Raw genomic sequence first — 23,976 nt, 5'->3', positions numbered from 1 at the left:
CCGTCAGCCCGCGAGCGCCCATGGTTGGGGTCAGCAGATTCGGTGAGAATCCGAAGCCGACGGTAACAGTCCGGATGGAAGAGAACGGTCATAGCCACGCGAAAATCCTGTGCGCCATGCACTTGCCTTTCGTGTGGTCAGTGCGAAACTGCAGTCGCGGCGACCTGGTCGCAGCCGCTGTATTGACGCAATCCGTCCACGCCCTGATGCACCATCTCCCGGTATTGAACCGGACAGGAGAACGGCATGCATCAGACCTCACTTTCCCTTCATTCCTTTGGCAGCGCTGAAGAGCGCGTTCGTAAAGCCCTGGCGTCCCTGCGCGCCGGAAGCGGCGTTCTTGTGGTGGATGACGAGGACCGCGAAAATGAAGGCGACCTCATTTTTCCGGCCCAGACCATCACGGAACAGCAGATGGCCATGCTCATCCGGCATTGCAGCGGCATCGTTTGTCTGTGCATCACAGACGGCCATGCCCAGCGTCTTGATCTGCCGATGATGACGGAAAACAACACCAACACACAGCAGACGGCCTTCACCATTTCCATTGAGGCCGCCACCGGCGTGACCACGGGAGTTTCCGCAGCAGACCGCGTCGCCACCATCCGCGCGGCCGTGGCTGACAACGCCCGCCCCGAAGACCTGCGTCGGCCTGGCCATGTCTTTCCCCTGCGGGCGCGTCCCGGCGGCGTTCTGGAACGGCGCGGGCATACGGAAGCCACTGTGGATCTCATGAACATGGCCGGATACGCTCCGTGCGGCGTGCTGTGCGAACTGACCATGGATGACGGCAAGATGGCGCGGTTGCCGCAGGTGGCGGCCTTTGCCCTTGCCCATAAGTTCCCCTTGTGCAGCGTGGAGGATATTGTGGCCTGGCGGGTAAGTTTGGCTGACGAGCAGATAGCCATATCCGCCTGAGGTAGTGTCTTAGATACTGTTTCTGGTGGTTGTTAGCTGACAGTTTTTGTCGGCGGAGATGTTGAGCGGCTCTTTTCATTCCGGGGGAATTCGCAGAAGGATTCTTTCTTCATGAAAAGGGCCGCTTTTTATTTTTGTTTTGCTTGGGTCGTCTGTGGGGGGGCGGGTATGCGCGACGGGCGTCTGAAGAAAGCAAAACAGGGCTTGTCCTTTGAGAGGACGCTTCTGTGCCCTGCGGGCACGTGGCTTTTCTTTTTATGCTGTTTTGGCCGCCTGCGTGGCGGGCGGCAGAATGAGGTTGTGCAGTTGTGGCTTCAAAGAGAAGAGAGCAGGCTTGTCCTTTGAGAGGTGGCTTTTGTGCCCTGCGGGCACGGGGGCTTTTTTTTATTTGTTGTTTGGGCCGCCTCCGGCGAGGGCAAGGCGGGGCCGGTTATGGGGCTGCGCCCCCTTCTCGGCCCCCCTTGCATCCCCCCCGAAGCACCCCGCTGGGGTTTTCCAACATCCGACATTTCGCGAGGGCTGCGCGGCTGCTGCTTCGGGAGCTTCCTCGCTTCGCTCGGTGATCTCCCTGCGCGCCGCGCAATGCCAGCATACCCCTTCGCGCTGGATGCAAGGCCAGGGGCGTCTGGCTGGATTGAGACATTGTGGAGGGCTTGGCCGTTATGTCTGCTTCATGTTTGGCGAACTTCAACTACAAAGAACTGCCGCGCACGCAACACACAGAAGTTTTTGTAGTTTTTCAGACAGGGCAGGGATTGTGACCAGGGAGGCGTCATAAAACCAATGGAGGCACGTCAGCACAATATGTTTCCCGGCCCCTCATTTAGCGCGAAGTCATACGCTCGCAGCATGTCTTTTCCCAACAACAATGCCCTATTTTAGAGACTTCATGTAGCCAATCAGACGTCTTTCAAACGTTTATTCAGCGCGAAGGCGCACATTGGCATTGCGCGGCGCGCAGGGAGATCGCCGAGCGAAGCGAGGAAGCTCCCGAAGCGAAAGCCGCGCAGCCCTCGTGGAATGGTGGAATATGGAAAGCCTTTACGGGCTAGTCCGTGGGAGTGGAAAGACACGACAAGCCCAGCGGGGTCGTCCGGGGGGAGTGCAGAGGGGGCCTCGGAGGGGCGGCAGCCCCTAACAGGCCCCCATCTGCCGCCCGCCGCGCAGGCGGCCCAAACAGCATAAAAAGAAAAGCCCCCGTGCCCGCAGGGCGCAATACCGCCCTCGCAAAGGACAGGCCCGGCTTTATTATCTTGAAACGCCCGCCGCGCAGGCACCTCCCCCAAAACCTCACGGGCTTGCAGCCCGAACACAGTTGTCATAAAGCCATTGGAGGAGAACTTATGAGCGACCATAAAGAACAATGGGGCCGTCTGCTGGCCCCGTACCGCATGACGCGGCAGGGCAAGAAACCTGCCGACCTCGATGTGGTGCGCAATCCCTTTGTGCAGGATTATGACCGCATCATCTTTTCCAGCTCGTTTCGCAGGCTGGCCAAGAAAACCCAGGTGCATCCGCTGGTGCGCAACGATCATATCCATAACCGCCTTACCCATTCGCTTGAGGTAAGCAGCGTCGGACGATCGCTGGGCCTCCAGGTGGGGCAGACCCTGGCCGACCGGGGACACCTGCCGGACGGCTTCAGCCCCGAGCATCTCGGCCAGATCATACAGGCGGCCTGCCTGGCGCACGATATCGGCAACCCTCCCTTTGGTCATGCCGGTGAAGAAGCCATACGCGACTGGTTCAAGGATACAGGCCATACCGAGCACTATTTCAAGGAACTGCGGCCAGCGGAACGGGCGGACTTTGAGGCCTTTGACGGCAATGCCCAGGGATTTCGCGTGGTCAATACGCTTGAGAACAACAAGGACGCCGGGGGTTTTCGGCTGACCTTTCCCGTGCTGGCCAGCCTTGTGAAGTATCCCCGCTCCGCTCATGAGGCATTGGGGCAAGCCAGCGGCAAGTTTAATTTTTACACTGCAGAGCAGGGCATTTTTACGGAAATCTTCACGACCCTGGGCCTGATGCGTGACAACCGCACGCGGCGGCATCCGCTTTCCTACCTGCTGGAGGCGGCGGACGACATCTGCTACCGCATCATAGACATGGAAGACGCGCGCGAACTGCGCATCATTGGCTATCAGGACATCAAGAATGTAATGGAACCGTTGCTGGGCGACAAAGATATGGATACGGCCCGCCTGGGCGCTATGGACTCTGACCGGCGGCGATCCGGCATGCTGCGCACCAGGGCCATGGCGTGCATCATCCCTTCCGTGGTGCAGACATTTATGGAGTGTTATGAAGACATGATGGCCGGAACGCTTGAGGGCGATCTGCTCAAGCACGCCCAGCCGGATGTGGCAAAATTTATGAGCGCGGCAAAAGAGGTCTTTAACAGCAAGATCATGAACAATCCGCAGAAAACCGCGCTGGAAATAGGCACATACACTCTGTACAAGCGCCTGCTGGATATTTTCATCCCGGCCTGCTTCAATTTCAGCAAAAAGAACTCCATGTCCTATCAGGAGAAAAGGGCGCTTACCCTCATGGGTTCCAATGCTCCTTCTGAGGGCGAATGCCTGTATACGGCCTATCTGCGCGTGCTGGATTTTGTGTCCGGCATGACGGACGATTATGCGACCTTCATTTCGCAGCAGTTTTCAGGCACTGCGGCGCAATAATGCATCCGCCGGGCAAAGTGTGACGAGCAAAGTGTGCCGGGCAGTGTGTGCCGGGCAAAGCGGCCGAATACGGCGCGCTGGTCAGGGCACGCCAGTCAAAATGCGCCCGGCAAAGCACACTAGTCAAAATGCGCCAGCCAAAATGCGCCTGCAATATGAGTCAGGCAAAATGCGCCAGGCAAGGCCGCCAGTGACGGCAGAGGTGTGGATGTTCCACCCGCAGCCGCAGAGCAGCGGCGATGTACTGCCCTAAAGGGCTATGGCCGGCTGCATGCGGGCCGCAGGCAGCAGACGTTCCGGCAGCAGCGCGTGCTGCATGCGCTGCCAGTGGCGCGCAGTATCCAGAGCGTTCAGGGCAAGGTCGCGCAACTGCAAATAACTTTCGGCCAGGCTGTGGCGGTCAGTATCAATGATATGATCAGCGCGGCGCGGCTCATCAAATTTGTCGGTCAGGCCGCACAGGCCAGCGACGTGGGTGTGCCCGGCCATGGCGTACAATCCCCTGGTGTCGCGCTCTACCAGCGTTTGCAGTGAGCAGCGCACCCACACTTCACGGTACAGGGGCAAGATTTCACGGTTTTTCTGGCGCATGCTGTCATAGGGGGTGGTGGCCGCCACAATGCACAGGCGACCCTGGGCGTGCTGCTGCAAAGCATGATCGCGCAAGGCGTTGATCGCGGCAACGCGGCCTTCAGGGGCAACATGGGCCTGTGGGCAAAATCTGCCTTCGTCAATAAAGGCTGTTTCAATGCCCTGCCCTTCCAGATACAGGCGCAGAAGGGAACCAAGTGCGGTTTTACCGCTGCCAGAAAGACCCAGCAGCCAGAGTACAGGCGTCATGCTTACCTCGCTTGCTTGCGCATTGCGTTGGGCGCGTGTGCCGCGCCAGAGAACGCCTGGAAAAATGCAATAATCCGGCCAGTGTAAAAAAAAGTATTTTATTGCAAGTGGATATAATAAGACTGGTAACTTGGCGTGGTTTTTTGACGGTACAACACGGGAGGTAAGGCAATAAACGCTGCATCCCCGAAACGTTGCGGCGCGCCGCGCTCTCGCGCAGCGGCAGGGATGTGCCCTTTTTTAGCAGCAGAAGGCTTTACACCGGCAGGCGTATCAGGCGGATGGTCTCCGGCTGGATGTACAGCAGCTTGTCCTGCTCGATTTCCTGCGGGCGTGTCACAAAAGAGCCCTTGCGCACATTGAGGATGGCCTCCGCCTCATGGCTGCAGTCAAAAAGATGCAGCACGTCATCCTTCAGGCTGTCGGCCGTTGTCCAGTGGCGGTTCACGGCCGGGCTGTCGGGCGTGATGTGGCGCAAAAAACGAAACACAATAGCGCGGTTGCTGCCGCCATTGAGCCACTGGTCACAGCAGTCCCACACCTGTTCGGCGGATGGATCCTGATCCGTGCCAAAGGGCTGGCGCACGTCCAGGGGGAACACGCGGCTCTGCGCGCGCAGCATGCCGTCCACAAGAGTGCAGTAGTCGGTCTCCTGCTCAAGCACGGCCCTGAACACTTCCGGCGAGGTCGCCAAAGCCATCAGGGTTTCATTGAGAATGTTGCGCGCCTTGAGCACCCGAATGCTGTGGGTAAGGCGCAGGGCGTTCAGCACGGCGTAAATTGCGCAAAATGTGTCCAACTTGCCCTGATAAAAAGGTTTCACCATGTGCCCTCCCGCTCTTCTTATGCCCATTGCCGCCGGGAGGGTCAAGGGCGGCGGCCCGGCCCCGTGCAGCGCCATGCTGGCTCCATGCCCCGTCCCCTGAGTGCCGCCCTGAATATCAGCAGGGCGGGGCAGGCCCCCTCTTTTTCTTTACAAGCCTTCTCGACACGTGTATAAATGGATTCTCTTAAACTATATCACAATACCTTGATATGCAGATATTAACTACCCCACAGCAATTGGCGGCCCAGTGCCGCGCCTGGCACAAGGACGGGGACGACATCGCGCTTGTCCCCACCATGGGCTATTACCACGCCGGACACGAAGCCCTTATGGCTCAGGGTCGCACCTTGGGCAAAAGGCTTGTGGTAACCCTTTTCGTCAATCCTACCCAGTTTGGGCCCGATGAGGACCTTGACGCATACCCGCGCGACGCCGAACGCGACGCGGCCATTGCCGCCAGCCATGGCGCGGATGTGCTCTTCATGCCCGAACCGGGGTCCATGTACGCGCCGGATCACGCCACCTGGGTCGAGGTTCCCGACCTTGCCAAGGGGCTGTGCGGTCAGACCCGCCCCATACATTTTCGCGGCGTGTGCACCGTGGTGCTCAAGCTTTTCATGCTGAGCGCGGCTGACGTGGCTGTTTTCGGCCAGAAAGACTGGCAGCAGCAGGCCATCCTGCGCCGTATGGTGCGGGATCTCAACCTGCCTGTGCGCATTGAAACGCTCCCCATCGTGCGTGAGTCCGACGGGCTCGCGCTGTCGTCGCGCAATGTCTACCTTGCCCCTGAAGAGCGCGCCCAGGCGCCGGAAATCCGCCGGGGCCTGCTGCACGCGCAAAAGCTGGCGCAGGAGGGCGAGACCAGCGTGTCCCTGCTGCGTGAGGCCGTGCTGCGCCGCTGGGCGGAGCTTTTGCCGCTGGGGCGTTTGGACTATCTCAGCATTGTACATCCCGAATCCCTGGCTCAGCTCGACAAGGTTGACGGCCCGGCCCTCATGGCCTGTGCCGTGCGCATGGGCAAGGCCAGACTTATCGACAACATTATTTTGCGTTAGCAACGCACCGCGCCTGCGGTGTGATCCTTTAAAGGAGAACAGCATGCAGACCAAGGGCAAATATTTCTTTACCTCCGAATCCGTCACCGAGGGGCATCCCGACAAGGTGGCAGACCAGATTTCCGACGCGGTTCTGGACACCCTGCTGGCCCAGGACGCCGACGCCCACGTGGCCTGCGAAACTCTGGTGACCACGGGTATGGCCATTATCGCCGGTGAAATAAGCACCACCGGCTACGCCGACCTGCCCACCGTGGTGCGCGATACCATCAAGAACATCGGCTACAGCAATTCCGACATGGGCTTTGACTGGAAGACCTGCGCCGTCATTTCCACCATCGGGCATCAGTCGCCCGACATCGCCCAGGGCGTTGTGCGTGCAAAGCCCGAAGATCAGGGCGCGGGCGACCAGGGCATGATGTTTGGTTATGCCTGCGACGAAACCGCCACTCTGATGCCCGCCCCCATCTATTGGGCGCATCAGCTTTCGCAGCAGCTCACCAAGGTGCGCAAGGACGGTCTGGTGGATATTTTCCGCCCGGACGGCAAGACCCAGGTTTCTTTTGAATACCAGGACGGCAGGCCCGTGCGCATCAACAACGTGGTAGTTTCCACCCAGCACGCCGCCAGCGCCAGTCAGGCGGATGTGGCCGAAGCCGTGAAAAAGCACGTGATTCGCCCCATCCTTGAGCCTTCCGGCTACTTTACCGAAAAAGACTGCGAAATCTTCATCAATACCACAGGACGCTTTGTGGTGGGCGGCCCCATGGGCGACTGCGGCCTCACCGGTCGCAAGATCATTCAGGACACCTACGGCGGCAGCGGCCACCACGGCGGCGGCGCTTTCTCCGGCAAGGACCCCTCCAAGGTTGACCGTTCCGGCGCGTACATGGGCCGCTACATTGCCAAAAACGTCGTGGCCGCTGGCCTTGCCCCTGTGTGCGAAGTGCAGATCGCCTATTGCATCGGCGTGGCCCAGCCCGTGAGCGTGCTTGTGTCTTCGCAGGGAACCAGCGAGATTCCTGACGAAATCCTGACCAAGGCCGTGCGCGAAGTTTTTGACCTGCGCCCCTATTTCATCAGCAAGCGCCTTGACCTCAAGCGTCCCATCTACCAGAAAACCTCCTGCTACGGCCATTTTGGGCGCGAACTGCCCGAATTCACCTGGGAAGCCACCGATGCCGTGGCCGACCTGCGTACCGCCGCCAAGGTGTAGTAGCGGCATATTCGCCAGAATAGAGCATTTTAACTTTGAAAAAGTGTAAATGCTCTAACGCTGTACGAAAGTACAGCGCGCCACAACGTGGCGTGGATTCAGCCGAAAATCGCATTTTGCGGCTGAATGAAAACTTTGAAATGTGAAACATTTCAAAGTTAATCTGTCCTGGAATATCTGGAGCGGAGGGGCGTCATGCCTCTCCGCTCTTTTTTGTGGGTACTTTGTAGGGGAGGGGGGCATGCGCGGCGAGCGCTCTGAAGAAAATAAATCTGGGCCTGTCCTTCGAGCGCTCTGAAGAAAATAAAGCAGAGTCTGTCCTTTGAGAGGTGGCTTGTGTGCCCGGCGGGCACGGAGGCCTTTTTTATATTTGGTTTGGGCCGCCTCCGGCGAGGGCAAGGCGGGGCCGGTTATGGGGCTGCGCCCCCTTCTCGGCCCCCCTTGCATCCCCCCCGAAGCACCCCTGCTGGAGCTTTCCCGTTATCGTGATTCGACGAGGGCTGCGCGGCTTCTGCTCCGGGAGCTTCCTCGCTTCGCTCGGCGATCTCCCTGCGCGCCGCACAATGCCAGCGCGCGCCTTCGCGCTGAATGGTAGTTCGAGGACATCACATTGGCGGTAGGAAGTTTAAGGAATGGCAGATGGTTGTTAAGGAAAGGCACGTTGTGATGAAGGGCCTGAACTTTGGTACTGGTCTTTGAGGTACGTGGATAATACTTTGCTAGCATGGGGGCTGTGGGTTGGCACTCTGAAGAAAATAAAGCAGGGCTTGTCCTTCGAGAGGTGCTTTCTGTGCCCTGCGGGCACGGGGGCTTTTCTTTTATTTAGTTTGGGCCGCCTCCGGCGAGGGCAAGGCGGGGCCGGTTATGGGGCTGCGCCCCCTTCTCGGCCCCCCTTGCATCCCCCCCGAAGCACCCCGCTGGGGCTTTCCCCTTTCCACCATTCCACGAGGGCTGCGCGGCATCTGCTCCGGGAGCTTCCTCGCTGCGCTCGGCGATCTCCCTGCGCGCCGCGCAATGCCAGCGTGCGCCTTCACGCTGAATGGTAGTTCGAGGACATCACATTGGCTGTAGGAAGTTTAAGGAATGGCAGATGGTTGTTAAGAAAAGGCACGTTGTGATGAAGGGCCTGAACTTTGGTACTGGTCTTTGAGGTACGTGGATAATACTTTGCTAGCATGGGGGCTGCGGGTTGGCGCTCTGAAAAAAATAAAGCAGAGTCTGTCCTTTGAGAGGTGGCTTTTGTGCCCTGCGGGCACGGGGGCTTTTCGTTTATTTCGTTTGGGCCGCCTGCGTGGTTGTGGGCATGGCATGCGCGACGGGCGGCAAGGCGGGGACTCGCGCGGTAGGTGCTCCAAGGTAATTAAAACCGGGCTTGTCCTTTGAGAGGTGCTTTCTGTGCCCTGCGGGCACGGGGGCTTTTCGTTTATTTCGTTTGGGCCGCCTCCGGCGAGGGCAAGGCGGGGCCGGTTATGGGGCTGCGCCCCCTTCTCGGCCCCCCTTGCATCCCCCCCGAAGCACCCCGCTGGAGCTTTCCCCTTTCCAACATTCCGCGAGGGCTGCGCGGCCTCTGCTCCGGGAGCTTCCTCGCTTCGCTCGGCGATCTCCCTGCGCGCCGCGCAATGCCAGCGTGCGACCATGCGCTGTATAGAAAGCCGTAAGAGTACCTCATGCCGACATGTCGCCTTCGATTCTTTATGACACCGTCCAAGCACCAGGCCACGCCTTGTCTGAGAAACGGCACAGGCTTGAGCTCGTTGCTTGCGTAACAGATATTTGGGGGCGAAGCCCGCCATACCTGTGGTCACGTTTGGACGCTACACAACGAGAAGACATAAAGCCCAAAGCCTCCACTATGTCTCAAGCCAGCCAGACGCCCTCGGCCTTGCATTCAACGTGAAGACGCACGCTGGCATTGCGCGGCGCGCAGGGAGATCGCCGAGCGGAGCGAGGAAGCTCCCGGAGCAAAAGCCGCGCAGCCCTCGCGGAATGGTGGGATATGGAAAGCCTTTACGGGCAAATCCGTGGGAGTGGAAAGACACGACTAGCCCAGCGGGGTTGTCCGGGGGGAGTGCAGAGGGGGCCTCGGAGGGGCAGCAGCCCCTAACAGGCCCCCTTCTGCCCCCGCCGGAGGCGGCCCAAATTGAAGAAAATGAAAGCTTCCGTGCCCGCAGGGTACAAACGCCACCGTTCAAAGGACAAACCCTGCTTTGCTTTCTCTTAAAGCCTTGCAGCGAAAGTTTCGCCTCCCCGCCGGAGGCGACCCAAACAACACAAAAAGAAAGCTTCCGTGCCCGCAGGGCACAACAACCCCCATTCAAAGAACAAACCCTGCTTTATTTTCCCCCAACCCCCTGCTGCGAAAGCCCTCCTCCCACCCCACAGCTTGCCAGCCGCGCTTCCCTTTTCTATACTGAAAAGATTCTGGCTGCCAAAACGGCGGCCCCGAACCATATTTTCTGTCCTGCGCGAGGTGCATGATGGCCGGAAACACCTTTGGGCGCGCCCTGCGCCTGACCACATTTGGCGAATCCCACGGGGCCGGCCTTGGCGGCATCATTGACGGCTGCCCTGCGGGCCTCGAACTGACCGAAGCCCATATGCAGGCCGAACTGGATCGCCGCAAGCCCGGCCAGGGGCCCACAGCCACCAAGCGCAAGGAGGCCGACACCGTCCGTCTGCTTTCCGGCGTTTATGAGGGTCTCACCACAGGCACGCCCATTGCGTTCTTTATCGCCAATGAAGACCAGCGTTCCCACGATTACGGCAATCTGGCGGAAGTTTTTCGTCCCGGCCATGCGGACTGGGGGTATTTTCAGAAATACAACGGTCTGCGCGACCACCGTGGCGGCGGGCGTTCATCCGGGCGCGAAACAGCGGCCCGAGTGGCTGGCGGCGTTGTGGCCAGAAAAATTCTGGCCCTGCGCGGCGTGAAAATTCTTGGCGGCTGCGTTGAACTGGGCGGTCTTGCCATACCCCAGTGGGGCATGGATATGGACGGAGCCGCCATGCGCCCCTATTGCGCCGCCGCGCCCTCGGTGGTCACCCAGTGGGACGCCTTGGTGGCCGAGGCCCGCAAGACCGGAGAAACCCTGGGCGGCATTGTGCGTATTGAAGCGCGCAACGTGCCCGCAGGGCTTGGCGAACCCGTTTTTGACAAGCTTGAGGCTGTGCTGGCCCATGCCATCATGAGCGTGGGCGCGGTAAAGGGCGTGGAAATAGGCGAAGGCTTTGCGGCGGCTGCCCTGCGCGGTTCGCAGAACAATGACCCCTTGTTCCCTGCTGACGAGCCGGGCCCCGGCAAGGCGCGCTTTGCCTCCAACCACGCGGGCGGCATTCTTGGCGGCATTTCCAGCGGTCAGGACATTGTGCTGCGGGCGGCGGTCAAGCCCATCGCGTCCATTGCCATCACGCAGAACACCGTGGACAAGGAAGGCAATGCCGCCACGGTGCTTGTGGGCGGACGGCACGATCTGGCGGCCATTCCGCGCGTGGTTCCCGTGCTGGAAGCCATGACGGCGCTGGCCCTGGCCGATGCGCTGCTTTTGCAGCAACGCATGGGCGTCGGCGTATGAAGAAGCATCCCCTGCAGGGCCTGCGCTCCATCGGGCCAGCCTCGCTGAAAGATTTTGACCTGCTTGGCGTGACCAGCCTGGACGACCTTGCAGGCCGCGACCCGCAGGAACTGTATGACGCCCTTTGCCGCCTCAAGGGGCAAAAGGTCGATATCTGCTGCCTGGACGTCATGCACTGCGCCGTGGCGCAGGCCCGTAACCCGCACCTGCCGCCGGAACAGCGCGACTGGTTCTGGTGGTCGCGCAACCGCAAGGCCATCCCCGACGGTGCAAGCCCTGCCCTGGAAAATCGCTGACATGAAGGAAATGTCCCTGCTGCAAGACCCGGATGCGGTCGAAATTACCGGCACCATCGAGCGCGTTGTCTTTCATAACGAAGAGAACGGCTATACCGTGCTGCGTCTCATGCCCGGCAGCGTCAACAGTTCTGGCGGCGACGGCGGCCTCACCCGTCCGCGTGAATCGGTGAGCTGCGTGGGGCATATGGTCAATCCGCAGGCAGGGGTGCAGATGAAGCTCAGCGGGCGCTGGGTCAATAACACCCGTTTTGGCCGTCAGGTCGAGTTCAGCAATGTCGAGGAAATGATGCCCGCCACCAGCGAGGGCATCCGCCTGTATCTGGCGTCCGGCCTCATCAAGGGGGTCGGCGATGAAATGGCCACCCGCATCGTCAAGGCTTTCGGTACCGACACCATCCGTGTACTGGACGAAGAGCCGGAACGCCTGCTCAAGGTGCGCGGCGTGGGGCAAAAGAGTCTTGAGCGCATCCGCACGTCCTGGGCCGAGCACCGGGGCATACGCGATCTGCTGCTTTTTTTGCAGCCCCACGGTATCACCCCGGCCTATGCCGTGCGCATCTACCGCGCCTATGGCGCCGATGCGCTGACCATTGTGCGCGAAAACCCGTACCGCCTGGCCATGGACATTCACGGCATCGGCTTTGTCACGGCCGATGCGGCGGCGCGCAAGCTCGGCTTTGAGCATGACCACCCCTTGCGGATTCAGGCGGGCACACTGTACGTGCTACAAAAAGCCACGGACGACGGCAACGTGTACTTGCCGGAATCCGCCCTGATGGAAGCCGTGTGCGCCCAGCTGGGCGTGGATGAGGGCCTTGTGGGTGAAGCCCTGTCTTCCCTTGAGGAGGACGAGCGCATTGTGCGTGAAGATATGGAGATGCCCGGCGCTGGCCCGGATTCCGAAGCGCAGGTCTGCCTGCCGGAAACCGGCGTCTACCTGCGCCGCTACTTCCACTGCGAGTCCAAAACGGCCTTTTATCTGCAAAGGCTGCTCAATTCTCCCAAATCCATCCGCTTTGAAAATGCTGACGCCACCGTGGACAAGGTGGTGGCGCAACTGGACATAGCGCTTGCGCCCGAACAGCTTGAAGCCGTGCGCATGGCGGCTCGCAGCAAGGTTATGGTGCTCACGGGCGGCCCCGGCACGGGCAAGACCACCATCATCAACGCCATTATCAATCTTTTTGCCGAGGTGCGCGCCCGCATATTGCTGGCAGCGCCCACAGGCCGCGCCGCCAAGCGTATGGCCGAAACCTCCGGGCGCGAGGCCCGCACCATCCACCGCCTGCTGGAATACAGCCCCAAGGAGGACGGCTTCGCCCGTAATGAGGACAGCCCCCTTGCCTGCGGCCTGCTCGTCGTTGACGAAGCGTCCATGATGGACACCCTGCTTTTTTACCACCTGCTCAAGGCCGTGCCGCTGGGCGCAACCCTTGTGCTGGTGGGCGACGTGCATCAGCTGCCTTCGGTGGGGCCGGGCAACGTGCTGGCCGACGTGATCAACTCCGGCGTCGTGCCCGTGGTGGAACTGACGGAAATCTTTCGCCAGTCCGCAGAGAGCGAAATCATCTGCAATGCGCACCTCATCAACAAGGGCGAAGTGCCCTCGCTGGAATCCAGCAAGGACAGGCTGTCGGATTTTTATTTTATCCACCAGAACGACCCTGAAAAGGCCGCCGAGCTTATCGTTGACCTTGTGCGCAACCACATACCGCGCCGTTTCGGCTTTGATTCCGTGGATGATATCCAGGTGCTCACCCCCATGCACAAGGGTGCCGTGGGAGCGGGGCAGATGAACGCCCGCCTGCAGGAGGCCCTGAACCCCAACGGCCTTGAGGTGCGGCGCGGCGAGCGCGCCTTTCGCCTGCACGACAAGGTCATGCAGATACGCAACAACTACGACAAGGACGTTTTTAACGGCGACATGGGACGCATCAGTTTTATGGATCTTACGGATCGCACCCTCAGTGTCACCTTTGACGACCGCGTCGTGCCCTACGAGTTCGATGAACTGGACGAACTGGCCCCTGCCTATGCCATATCCATTCACAAATCCCAGGGGTCGGAGTATCCCGCTGTGGTCATTCCCATCATGATGCAGCACTATATGCTGCTCCAGCGCAACCTGGTCTACACAGGGGCCACGCGCGGCAAAAAGCTGGTCATTCTTGTGGGCGAGTCCCGCGCGCTGCATATGGCCGTCAAAAACAACAAGACCCGCAAACGCTATACCCGGCTGGCGGAGAGGCTGCGGCCCCCTTGCTAGCGCGGGCCAACTCCGAGGCGGGCCGACTCTGAGAACGTACATCCTTGCATTCTCAAAGGGTTCGTGCCCCCATATGTGACAGCCCACAAAAAGAGCGACGTCAAAGAGAAATGAGGCGTCAGTCCGGCTCGCTGATCCCGAACCGAGCTGCGCCTCATTAATAATGCGTCGGGGCATTGAATCTGCCCGCAGATTAACCCCTTATGCGTCTTTCGCAAAAGGGATGCACTTCAATTCCGGGTTGAAACATTTGCTGCACGAGATGCAACGGGCCTTGCGCATGTCTCCCTTTTCCCAGCGGGCTATAAGGTCAGGCTCGGAAATAAGTGGGCGGCACAATGAAATGGCCTGAATATTGCCTTTATTGAGCCATTCTTCGATTATTTGAGGAGTACGATAGCCGCAGACGCTTATTATGGAGGCAGACGTCGTTTCCCCAAGTTTCAGCGCTTCACGGCCAAAATAGCCTTCGTTCTCTTCTTTTTTGATGAGCGGAGTTGAGGCGGATTCCGGGCTGACCATAGCGCCGCCACTGACTTCAATCGCATCAATGCCGCGTTTATCCAGCTCGCTGCATACCCATTGAAACTCTTCCGGGGCAATGGACGGCTCGGTTAAATCTTTGCAATTGATTTTTATCCATACCGGATAGTCCTTACCTACGGCGTTTCTTACGGCGTCATAGACCTCAAAAACAATTCTGGCCCGTCCTTCAATGCTTCCGCCATACGCATCCGTACGTTTATTGAAATAAGGGTTGAGAAATTCGCTTAAAAGGTAGCCATGCGCAGCGTGAATCTGAACGGCATCGGCGCCGGCCTGTTGGCAACGGACCGCTGTCTCGGCGAAGCTGTTCACAACAGAGCGTATCTGTTCCTGGCTCATGCTTTTTATGGGGTTTCCCTGCGCGTCGGACGCATCGCTCGGGCCGAGCGGAGAGCCGCCGTTATCAATCGTGCGGGCCTTTTGCCCACAGTGGTTGATTTGAACTATCAGCTTCGCGCCAAGGCTGTGCACGCCTGCCGCCAGTTTTGACAATTCAGGCACGAATGATTGCGCATAGGCTTTGACCATGACGGAACCGGCCCTGGAGTTTTCGTCAATGCCGACCATGCCTGTGATGATGGCCGCAACGCCGTTACTCGCAAGTTTTTCGTACATTGGCAGCAGCTTGTCAGCGAAGGTTTCACTTTCGTTGTCATAAACGTATTCAAAGGTTGCGCTTCTGATAAAGCGATTTCTCAGGGCAAGGCCTCCGACCACAGTGGATTCAAACAATTTTTTCATGGCTGATTCCTCGGCTGTTTCATTGTAACTTTTGCTGTTATATCTGTGTATAAAAAAAAGAGCACATAAGACCAGCGCCCGGTTCCGGGCGCACGCAAAGGCCGCAAATTTAAACGTCACTCCTACATATGTTCTCGTTTCCTTATAAAATCCGCCAGTTCTGCAATAGTGGTTTTTGCCAGACTTTCCTGCATGGCAGCATTGACCCTGGCAAAAGGCTCTTCCAGCGCGTCATGGATATTTCTGCCTATATAGCAATCGCAGCAGGGATTTTGGTGCAGATAAAAGGGGGTGGCCTTGGGGTGGGGTATCACAGCCTTGTATACGTCCAGCAAGGTTATATCTTCCGGCTTGCGGTTTAATGCGGTGCCTCCCACCCCACGCCGAATCTCGACGAGACCAGCCTTTTTTAGCTGGCCGGTCAAACGCCGGACGACCACGGCGTTTGTATTGACGCTGCGGGCGAGCAGGTCTGAAGACCTGTACTCAGTACCAGCAAACGAAAGCAGGGCGAGAATGTGCGCGGCAACGGCCAATCGAGTATCGTTATTCATATAACCACCGTTGTAACTTTTGCAGGTACGACAAGAATTGTCAAATGAAATTTGGGCTGCGCTAGGTCGTTCTCATTTCTAAAATGCCATCCTACTGAAATTTAGAGCTTTATGTCTGATTGCATTAGCCGTCAGAAATAATAAGACGCGCAAGCGCTATACCCGGCTGGCGGGCGACGCGGCGAGGGTATGCGCGACGGGCGCTCTGAAGAAAGCAAAGCAGGGCTTGTCCTTTGAGAGGTGGGCGTTGCGCCCTGCGGGCACGGAGGCTTTTCTTTTATCTAGTTTGGGCCGCCTGCGCGGCGCGCGGCAGATGGGGGCCTGTTAGGGGCTGCCGCCCCTCCGAGGCCCCCTCTGCACTCCCCCCGGACGACCCCGCTGGGCTTGTCGTGTCTTTCCACTCCCACGGACTAGCCCGTAAAGGCTTTCCATATCCCACCATTCCGCGAGGGCTGCGCGGCTTCTGCTCCGGGAGCTTCCTCGCTTCGCTCGGCGATCTCCCTCCGCGCCGCGCAATGCCATCAACGTGTACCGCTACGAATAGTGGGGGGGGGAACTGGCGATTGCCTGCAAAATACGGTTTTGCTGCACGGGGTTTCGTCCATCTCAGGTGAATGCAAGAGCAACTGCCCACCATTAAAGCGCAAAGGCGTCAGCAGCGCCCAGGGCTGCGCGGCTTCTGCTCCGGGAGCTTCCTCGCTTCGCTCGGCGATCTCCCTGCGCGCCGCGCAATGCCATCGTGCGCCTTCGCGCTGAATAAACGTTTGGAAGACGTCTGATTGGCTACAGGAAGTCTCTAAAATAGGGCATTGTTGTTGGGAAAAGGTATGCTGCGAGCGTATGACTTCGCGCTAAATGAGAGGCCGGGAAACATATCGTGCTGACGTGCCCCATCTGTTTTATGACGCCGCCCTGGTAACAATCCCTGCCCCGTCTGAAAAACTACAAAAACTTCTGTGCGTTGCGTGCGCAGCAGTTCTTTCTGATTGAAGTTCGCCAAATATGAAGCAGACATAACGGCCAAACGCTCCACAATGGCTCAATCCAGCCAGACGCCTCCCGGCCTCTCGCTCAAGGCGAAACCGCACACTGGCATTGCGCGGCGCGCAGGGAGATCGCCGAGCGCAGCGAGGAAGCTCCCGGAGCAGAAGCCGCGCAGCCCTCGTGGAATGTTGGAAAGGGGAAAGCCCCAGCGGGGTGCTTCGGGGGGGATGCAAGGGGGGCCGAGAAGGGGGCGCAGCCCCATAACCGGCCCCGCCTTGCCCTCGCCGGAGGCGGCCCAAACAACAAGTAAAAAAGGCCCTCGTGCCCGCAGGGCACACAACCCGCCTCTCAAAGGACAAGCCCTGCTTTGTTTTCTTCAGAGCGCCAACCCGCAGCCCCCACACTAGCAAAGTATTATCCACGTATCACAAAGACCAGTACCAAAGTTCAGGCCCTTCGTCACAACGTGCCTTTCCTTAACAACCATCTGCCATTTCTGAAATTTCCTACAGCCAATGTGATGTCCTCGAACTACCATTCAGCGTGAAGGCGCGCGCGGGCATTGCGCGGCGCGCAGGGAGATCGCCGAGCGTAGCGAGGAAGCTCCCGAAGCAGAAGCCGCGCAGCCCTCGTGGACTGTTGGAAAGGGGAAAGCCCCAGCGGGGTGCTTCGGGGGGGATGCAAGGGGGGCCGAGAAGGGGGCGCAGCCCCATAACCGGCCCCGCCTTGCCCTCGCCGGAGGCGGCCCAAACAACAAATAAAAAAAGGCCCCCGTGCCCGCAGGGCACAAAAGCCACCTCTCAAAGGACAAGCCCGGTTTTAATTTCCTTGGAGCACCTACGCGCGAGTCCCCGCCTTGCCGCTCGCCGCGCATCCCCCCTACGCCCCAGCGCCCTTTGCGCATACCCTCGCCCTGCCGCTTACAGGCTCTGAAAATGCTTCACAATATGATCCACAAAAAGACGCACGCGCTTGGGCGGCCGGTCGCCGGGCAGGGTAAGATTGATGTCTGTTTTTGTCAGTTCCCAATCGGGCAACAGCCGGACAAGCCTGCCTTCCTTGTCAAAAGCTTGGGCAAGCTGTGGGATGAGCGTTGTCACGCCCTGGTTGGCAAGCAGCAGTTCCAGCGCCAGGCCGATACTCTGCACGGTATGCCGTGGCTGAAGGGCCACGGTTTCCACCTGCCCTTTCTTGGAGCAGGTCACCAGCGGGCGGCCCTCGCTTGTCTGGGCGATAAAGGGCAGGCGGGCCAGATCGCCCGGATGTTCAGGGCGGGGATAGCTGTGCAGAAATTCCGTTGTGCAGAACAGGGCTGGCTGCATGGACAAAAGCCTTCTGACTTTCAGGTCCGGGTAGGGGACGGGGCCAGTTCTGATGTCCAGATCAAAGGGCTCCCTGTGCAGGTCTTTCCATTCTGTGGAAAACACCGTGTGCAGGCTTATCTGCGGGTACTGCTCCACAAAAGCACCCAGAGCGCCGTGCATGCAGCAGTGATACACAAAGGCTTCAACCGACATGCGAATGGGCCCGCACGGTTCCGCCTGCTTTTGCATGAGCCTGTCCCTGACGCCGTTGGCCTCGGCCATGATAAACTTGCAGCTTTCCAGCAGTTCCTTGCCGTCTTCAGTCAAACCGGCAATGCGCGTATTGCGGAAAAACAGCTTCACGCCAAGATGCTGCTCCATGGCCGCAATGCGCCGTGAAAGCGTCGCAAGCGGAATGCCCAGCGCGTCCGCAGCCTGGGTAAAACTCGGATGGTTGGCGGCCTCCAGAAAATACGGAACATCAGCCAGAAGCTTGCGCATATCATTTCTCATTTACGACAACATCCTGAGTGTATTTTTGTCATATATAAACATCTTCAACAATGATACTTGAGAATCACGTGAAGTCAAACCCGCGCGCAACTGCCAGCCCGTGAAACCGTTCAGGGCGCTTGCAACCTGAAATTACCCGCGTCCTGCGTAGGGCTTTGCCTGATATGCGGGCCACAATTGAGGAGAACATATGAACGATGATTTTCAGGTGGATGAAAAACTTATTGAGGCATTCCACCTCATGTTTGATCACTTTCCCGAGGGAGTGCAGCTCGCACACAAATCCAAGCGTATTGTGGCCCTTAATGCGGCCTGTAAAAGTATTGGCAGGGACGTGGGCATGATCTGCGCCAAGCACGGCCCGGCGGAGGCGCACAAGGGCTGTCTTGCCCACAAGACCATCAAAAACCATGTGGCGTCCTGGAAAAAGGGTACAGAACCCGGCCCCGGCGGGCAGGAGCCTGTGGTCTTCTGGCTGCCTGTGGACGGCTACCCGGACTTTTTCATCCATTTTGGCGTCGGCTACATGAAGGACTATTCCCTGCCGTCCGATACGGAATAGCTGGGCAGTCGCAATCAGGAACCAGCGTGGCCAACAAGCCGGGCAGGGCATGCCCGTGCAGAGTATGCCCATAATGACGGAGTCCCGCGTGCGCCTTTTTGGCGCACACGGGACTCTTGCCCTGTGGGTGGGGGGGGGATCAATTACAGCTATACGTGCTGTTTTCCGCGCGCATCTTGCTCACAGCGGCCGCCAGCGCATCCACATTCAGTACCATTTCCATCATGCTTATCTGCTCTTCCCACTTGGCGGGATCGGCAGCGGCCTTCATTTCCGGCTCAAGCACATGATATACGCAGAGTCCCAACGGGACTCCAGCCAGGGGTCCGGCGTAGGTGGGGTCGCCCAGGGTGACGGTTTCGGCATAGATTTCCGCTCCTTCAGAGTCGGAAGAGCCGAGAACCACCACGACGTTCTCGCCACCAAACTTCTCAGCCGCGTCCTTGACGCGCTGCTGATTTTCCAGATCCATGGCTCCTGCGGCCGTTCAAACGAAGCATTCGGTGGCGGAGAACAGGATCTCCGCTCCCGAATCGGCGAAGACGTCCGCCATGGCGGGGCCGGGTACACCGTCCCTTTCGCCAAGCAGCAGAAGCTTCTTGCCTTCGAGCTTAGCCATTGCTTTACTCCTTGTGATTATGGGCTTTTTGTCGAACGGGCCAATGCGGCGGCCCGTTGTCCACGTTATTCTCGCGCGGCCCTGCCCGTGACGGAACCAGCGCGAAAGCTGACAAGTGCCTACAGCAATTTTTCCGTCTCGGCCTTGATGGCCTCAATGGAAACAGCGTCGCCGGACACGCGCGACACGCATTCCCCGCCCTTGTAGAACAGGATGGTGGGCACGGCCATGACGCGCAGGCTGATGACCAGGCGGCGGTTTTCCGCCACGTTGAGCTTGCAGAATTTCACCTTGCCGTCATATGCGGCGGCCAGCTTTTCCACTTCGGGCATCAGGGCCAGGCAGGGGCCGCACTGCGGGCCCCAGAGGTCCACCACGCAGGGCATGGCGCTTTGCTGTACTTCGGCTTCAAAGGTGTCTTTATCGACGATAATCATGAACTGCCTCTCTTGGTTGCGTACGATTACACTGTACCGATAAAGGCGGGCCGGGGCCTGTGCCGGACACTCTGGCACGGTCGGCCCGCCTGTCGGAGGATTATATGTATCCGGCGGCTTTCAGGATTTCACGGGCCTTCTCAAGATGGGCCACAGCCAGCTTGACCACAGGCCCGGTGCAGCCCATGGCCGCCTCGGCGTAGATGTTTTCCTTCCACAGGCAGTGTACCGCCTGTTCAAGGTCCAGCACGTCAATGCCGTGAATCTCTTCATCCGTGGGTTCGGCGGGCGGGGCCTGCACCTGGGCTGCCGGGGCGGCCCCTGCCGCCTTTTCAAAGGCGGCCAGTTCATCGTCCAGCCCGGCGGCCCTGGCCCGGCGCAGTTCTTCGGCCACCACGTCGGGCAGATTGCCGCGCACGGCAGCGGCCGTATAGGCCAGGGCATTGGCCATGACCGGAGCGCCCGAAGCGCGGGAGACGATGCTCACCACCCGGTTCCAGCCTTCGCCCACCGAGGGGCCGTAGCCCCAGCCCGTGGTTTCATAGGCTCCGCCGGAGGTAAAGGCGCTGAAGAGCTTCATGAGTATATTGCCCGTGAGCGTGTCCGTGACGCACACGTCCACAGCCCCGGCCAGAAGGTCGTTGCCCCGCAGCAGCGAGCCGCCGTCACCGCGGACGCTCTGTCCCAGGCGCAGGTCGTAGCCGCGTTCCGCCATGCGGTTCAGCGCCCGCAGTACCTGCGGGGCCGCGTCCACATTGAGCACGCCCACAGCGGGGGAGGTAAGACCCATGGCCCTGGCCACAGCCATGCCCAGCACGGCGTTGCGCAAGAGCGCCTGCTGCCTCTGTGCCGCGCTCATGCCCGTGGTGCAGGCCACAAACATGGCCTTGCCGAGGGCGGGAGTCAGGACGCGGCCCACCGTGGTCACGCCCAGGGGGAAGGGATAGTGCAGGGCCACCGCGCCCTGGATCTGGCCGTCTTCCAGGGCTTTTTCCATCCCCGCAGCCAGTTCATTGCCTTCGCAGCCGGTTTCGATCCAGTCCATGCCCGCAGGCACGAGTCCCGCAGGCCGAGGCCCCACACCGACCACGGTCAGTGCGGCGTCCTCCTTCATGGCCACAGCCGCCGCCGAGAGGAATTCCGTATCCGAATGCTCGCCGCCAGCGGCCATGAGGCCGATGCGGCAGGGCGCGCGTCCACTGCGCGCCCGCGTGACCAGATCCTCAAGGGCCTTGCCGAGGATGGCACGCCTGTAGTTTTGACTAGCCATACGCCTGCCTCCTACTGACCCTTTTGCAGGTTGGCCGCCACGTCGCTCAGGGCTGTCAGCAGCAGTTCGGTCACATCCTGCTGGCTGACGTTCTGCGCCTGTGCCGCGCTCGTGCCGGGGGCTTCCATAATAAAGGAAGCGCCGTCGGCCAGGTTGGTCAGGCGGCCCAGGAACAGGCTACCCTTGCCTATGATCATGGCGCGCTTGATGCGGCCTTGTTTGATATCTTCAATGGCGTGGCCCACATAGGGTACGCCGGAGGGGATGTGCCCCTGGATGGGGGCAAAGCCGGGCATGCCGTGTTCCGCCACAAACTTGGGGATGTCGGCCCGATCTATCTGCCCCTTCATGACCGCGAGGGCCGCGATCATCTTGTAGTTGGCCTCGGGCACGTTGCCCGCGCCTGCGGGCAGGGTGACTTCGGCGTTGTGCAGTTCAGGGGCGTACTTGTCCACATCCGTGAGTTTCAGGCCCACGCGGGACAGGGGCTCAAAGGTCAGGGCCGAGGTGATGGCCTGGGGCGAAGCCCCCGCGCCCACCGAATGCTTGCCGATGCCTTCCAGCCGCATGACCGGGGTCTGGCCGTCGTCGGGGGTCAGCAGCAGGGCGAAGCTGCCGATGCAGTTTTCAAGCGGAACAAAGCCCTTCTTGATATGGTCGCGGGCGTTCATGTAGAGCTTGGGCACAGAGCCGCCGCTGACCACGACCACATTGGGCCGCACGCCGCTGGCCACCATGCCTGCCGAAGTGATGAGGGCGGTCACGGGCCCGGCGCAGAAGCCGCGCACGTCAAAGCCGCTGGCATTGACGCACTCGGCTATTTCGGCCAGGGCCTTGGCCATGTTGCCGCCGCCGCGCTGCATGGAGTCGCCCACGGCTTCTTCGGAGCATTCCACCACAAAATCCACGTCGGCAGGAGCCATGCCCGCATTCTTGATGAGGTGCAGCAGGGCCAGCACGCCGCTGGCCTTGCTGGCCAGATTTTCCAGCATGACCCCGGCTTCCAGGTTTTCATCCGTATCGTGGGCCCGGCGGCAGCAGGCCACCAGGGCGTTTTCAAAGTAGAGCGGCAGGGCGTGCTGCTTTTCAATGACTTCCAGCAGTTCGGCTGCGGGCCTGCCTTTTTCCAGACGGGCCAGCTGCTTTTCGCCCATGACTGGGTTGCGGGCCAGCTTTTCGGCTATTGCCGCGGCAAAGCCCTGCTCCAGCCAGATGAGGTCAAAAACGTCGCAAATATCCATAAGCCCGATGAACTCGTCCTCGGGCATGATTTCGCCAAATTTACCGTAGCGTTGCGATTCACCCAGATTGTCGATCCAGGGGGTTGGGGCCTTCTCCAACTCATCGAGGCTCATGCCGCCCACATAGGTCTTGTTGGGGGCGTAGGCAGCGGCCTGTTCCCATGTCTGCGCGTGCTTGGGCAGTTCACGCAGAAATTCCGAATCGGGCTTGGAACGGCGTTCCTGGGCGGGAGTGCCGCCATAGTGCAGGGCCAGTTCCGGCGCGAAGTTCAGGCAGTATGCGGCTGCCTTGATGCCAACAGTTGTCATGTCGCTATCCTCCTGCGCCCTTAGTGTTGTAGATACGCGTATGCCGCCATGGCGGCCCGCGCCCCGTCGCCCGCCGCCGTCACCACCTGCCGCAGCGAGGTGTCGCGCACGTCGCCAGTGGCAAAGATGCCGGGTACCGAGGTCTGCAACTTGCTGTCGGTAATGATCCAGCCAGCGGGGTCGGTTTGCAGCAGGCCGTGCAGGTATTCGGCATTGGGCAGGGTGCCAATGAAGATGAACACGCCGCTCAGCGGAATTTCGCGTTTTTCTTCGGTTTTCACATTGCGCACCACGATTTTTTCCACCATGTCGCTGCCTTCAATGGATTCCAGCACGCTGTCCATGACGGGCACGATCTTGGGGTTGGCCATGGCGTGTTCCACCACCAGCCTGTCGGCCCGGAACTCGTCGCGGCGGTGGACAATGTAGACCTTGGAGGCAAAGCCCGTGAGGTAGCAGGCTTCTTCAACGGCGGTGTTGCCCCCGCCAATGACGGCTACTTCAAGGTCTTCAAAAAAGGCGGCGTCGCACACGGCGCAGTAGGAAACGCCCATGCCCGTATATTTCTTTTCGCCGGGGCAGCCCTGCTTGCGAAAATAGGCCCCGGTGGCCACGATGACGGCCCCGGCGGCGATTTCGCTGCCGTCCTTGAGAGTTATGATCTTCTGGTCGCCGCGCACTTCGAGCTTCTGCACCGAAGCCGAACGGAACTCGGCCTTGAAAAATTCCGCATGGGCGCGAAAGGCGTCGGCCAGACCCGTACCCGTGCCGTCGATGATGCCGGGATAGTTTTCCACCCTGCTGGTGGTCAGTATCTGCCCGCCGGGGCGGCCTTTTTCCAGCACAAGAGTGTCAAGACCGGCGCGCTTGCCGTAGATGGCGGCGGAAAGCCCCGCCGGGCCTGCGCCGATGATGACCAGTTCACGTTTTTCCATGAAAAGATCCTCGTGTTCGGTAACATGGTGAGGGCGTGTGCGGCGATGACCGCAACACACGCTTTACCACCGCACACGGACGGCAAAAGGGTGGGAGAGTGCGCAATGGCGTACAGGCCACCGCCAGATAGGCGGGGTGCGCATGCTGAGGAGTATATGATCGTGTCGTATGTTGATGAGAGCAAAATGTGTGCCTGTACGCATGCAGGGATGGAAAAATGAAAAAGCAGCGCGTCAGGCGCAATTGCAGTCGGCAAAATTCTTATGAATATTTTTTGACAA

Annotated in this window: 18 protein-coding genes; 8 read left to right on the top strand and 10 right to left on the bottom strand. The window is 59.7% G+C overall.

Annotated features, from left to right (window positions below; all coding sequences use genetic code 11):
- The first annotated feature begins 246 nt into the window (after nucleotides 1–246).
- Nucleotides 247–918 (top strand): 3,4-dihydroxy-2-butanone-4-phosphate synthase, encoded by a 672-nt coding sequence (gene ribB, locus RBR41_RS08975; protein ID WP_320352234.1) that lies wholly within the window; start codon nucleotides 247–249, stop codon nucleotides 916–918.
- 1,343 nt (nucleotides 919–2,261) lie between these two features.
- Complete coding sequence (locus RBR41_RS08970) at nucleotides 2,262–3,605, top strand: deoxyguanosinetriphosphate triphosphohydrolase (RefSeq protein WP_320352233.1); 1,344 nt, start codon at nucleotides 2,262–2,264, stop codon at nucleotides 3,603–3,605.
- A 249-nt stretch (nucleotides 3,606–3,854) separates the two neighbouring features.
- Here RBR41_RS08970 and RBR41_RS08965 read toward each other — a convergent pair whose 3' ends face one another.
- Together RBR41_RS08965 and RBR41_RS08960 are read right to left on the bottom strand one after the other, a co-directional pair.
- Nucleotides 3,855–4,445: an adenylyl-sulfate kinase gene (locus tag RBR41_RS08965; protein ID WP_320352232.1), complete on the bottom strand. Its 591-nt coding sequence runs from the start codon at nucleotides 4,443–4,445 to the stop codon at nucleotides 3,855–3,857.
- Between the two features lie 256 nt (nucleotides 4,446–4,701).
- On the bottom strand, nucleotides 4,702–5,271 hold the full coding sequence (locus RBR41_RS08960) for a hypothetical protein (protein WP_320352231.1): 570 nt from the start codon (nucleotides 5,269–5,271) through the stop codon (nucleotides 4,702–4,704).
- Between the two features lie 209 nt (nucleotides 5,272–5,480).
- Between RBR41_RS08960 and panC the strand changes: the two genes are divergently transcribed.
- The 5 genes from panC to RBR41_RS08935 all read left to right on the top strand — a co-directional run bounded on the left by panC (nucleotide 5,481) and on the right by RBR41_RS08935 (nucleotide 13,679).
- Nucleotides 5,481–6,326 carry a pantoate--beta-alanine ligase gene (gene panC / locus RBR41_RS08955; RefSeq protein ID WP_320352230.1) on the top strand — a complete coding sequence of 282 codons (846 nt, stop codon included), beginning with the start codon at nucleotides 5,481–5,483 and terminating at the stop codon, nucleotides 6,324–6,326.
- 43 nt (nucleotides 6,327–6,369) lie between these two features.
- Nucleotides 6,370–7,542, top strand: a complete 1,173-nt coding sequence (metK, locus tag RBR41_RS08950) for a methionine adenosyltransferase (protein WP_320352229.1) — start codon at nucleotides 6,370–6,372, stop codon at nucleotides 7,540–7,542.
- Nucleotides 7,543–10,019: 2,477 nt separating this feature from the next.
- Nucleotides 10,020–11,114, top strand: a complete 1,095-nt coding sequence (gene aroC / locus RBR41_RS08945; protein WP_320352238.1) for a chorismate synthase — start codon at nucleotides 10,020–10,022, stop codon at nucleotides 11,112–11,114.
- On the top strand, nucleotides 11,111–11,410 hold the full coding sequence (locus RBR41_RS08940; protein WP_320352228.1) for a helix-hairpin-helix domain-containing protein: 300 nt from the start codon (nucleotides 11,111–11,113) through the stop codon (nucleotides 11,408–11,410). Before aroC ends, RBR41_RS08940 begins: the two co-directional genes overlap by 4 nt.
- 1 nt (nucleotide 11,411) lies before the next feature.
- On the top strand, nucleotides 11,412–13,679 hold the full coding sequence (locus RBR41_RS08935; RefSeq protein ID WP_320352227.1) for an ATP-dependent RecD-like DNA helicase: 2,268 nt from the start codon (nucleotides 11,412–11,414) through the stop codon (nucleotides 13,677–13,679).
- 201 nt (nucleotides 13,680–13,880) lie between these two features.
- Here RBR41_RS08935 and RBR41_RS08930 read toward each other — a convergent pair whose 3' ends face one another.
- The 3 genes from RBR41_RS08930 to RBR41_RS08920 form a co-directional block, all read right to left on the bottom strand.
- Complete coding sequence (locus RBR41_RS08930; RefSeq protein WP_320352226.1) at nucleotides 13,881–14,966, bottom strand: NADH:flavin oxidoreductase; 1,086 nt, start codon at nucleotides 14,964–14,966, stop codon at nucleotides 13,881–13,883.
- A 122-nt stretch (nucleotides 14,967–15,088) separates the two neighbouring features.
- Nucleotides 15,089–15,520 carry an Rrf2 family transcriptional regulator gene (locus RBR41_RS08925; protein ID WP_320352225.1) on the bottom strand — a complete coding sequence of 144 codons (432 nt, stop codon included), beginning with the start codon at nucleotides 15,518–15,520 and terminating at the stop codon, nucleotides 15,089–15,091.
- A gap of 1,904 nt (nucleotides 15,521–17,424) precedes the next feature.
- On the bottom strand, nucleotides 17,425–18,309 hold the full coding sequence (locus RBR41_RS08920; RefSeq protein ID WP_320352224.1) for a LysR family transcriptional regulator: 885 nt from the start codon (nucleotides 18,307–18,309) through the stop codon (nucleotides 17,425–17,427).
- 202 nt (nucleotides 18,310–18,511) lie between these two features.
- Here RBR41_RS08920 and RBR41_RS08915 point away from each other — a divergent pair, with 202 nt between their 5' ends.
- On the top strand, nucleotides 18,512–18,883 hold the full coding sequence (locus RBR41_RS08915) for a hypothetical protein (RefSeq protein ID WP_320352223.1): 372 nt from the start codon (nucleotides 18,512–18,514) through the stop codon (nucleotides 18,881–18,883).
- A gap of 139 nt (nucleotides 18,884–19,022) precedes the next feature.
- Here RBR41_RS08915 and grdA read toward each other — a convergent pair whose 3' ends face one another.
- From grdA to trxB, 5 genes are all read right to left on the bottom strand, one after another.
- The gene (gene grdA, locus RBR41_RS08910; RefSeq protein ID WP_320352222.1) at nucleotides 19,023–19,502 is read right to left on the bottom strand and encodes a glycine/sarcosine/betaine reductase complex selenoprotein A; all 480 of its coding nucleotides are present in this window, start codon (nucleotides 19,500–19,502) and stop codon (nucleotides 19,023–19,025) included.
- A gap of 119 nt (nucleotides 19,503–19,621) precedes the next feature.
- Complete coding sequence (locus RBR41_RS08905) at nucleotides 19,622–19,939, bottom strand: thioredoxin family protein (protein ID WP_320352221.1); 318 nt, start codon at nucleotides 19,937–19,939, stop codon at nucleotides 19,622–19,624.
- 100 nt (nucleotides 19,940–20,039) lie between these two features.
- The gene (gene grdD, locus RBR41_RS08900; RefSeq protein ID WP_320352220.1) at nucleotides 20,040–21,209 is read right to left on the bottom strand and encodes a glycine/sarcosine/betaine reductase complex component C subunit alpha; all 1,170 of its coding nucleotides are present in this window, start codon (nucleotides 21,207–21,209) and stop codon (nucleotides 20,040–20,042) included.
- 11 nt (nucleotides 21,210–21,220) lie between these two features.
- Entirely contained in the window at nucleotides 21,221–22,759 is a 1,539-nt protein-coding gene (gene grdC, locus RBR41_RS08895; RefSeq protein WP_320352219.1) for a glycine/sarcosine/betaine reductase complex component C subunit beta, read from the bottom strand.
- 20 nt (nucleotides 22,760–22,779) lie between these two features.
- Nucleotides 22,780–23,694, bottom strand: coding sequence for a thioredoxin-disulfide reductase (gene trxB, locus RBR41_RS08890; RefSeq protein WP_320352218.1), 915 nt, complete (start codon nucleotides 23,692–23,694; stop codon nucleotides 22,780–22,782).
- Between the last annotated feature and the right edge of the window lie 282 nt (nucleotides 23,695–23,976).

It is taken from the genome of Desulfovibrio sp. (assembly GCF_034006445.1).
Classification (GTDB): Bacteria; Desulfobacterota; Desulfovibrionia; order Desulfovibrionales; family Desulfovibrionaceae; genus Desulfovibrio.
This window is presented reverse-complemented; position numbering and strand designations above follow the sequence as displayed.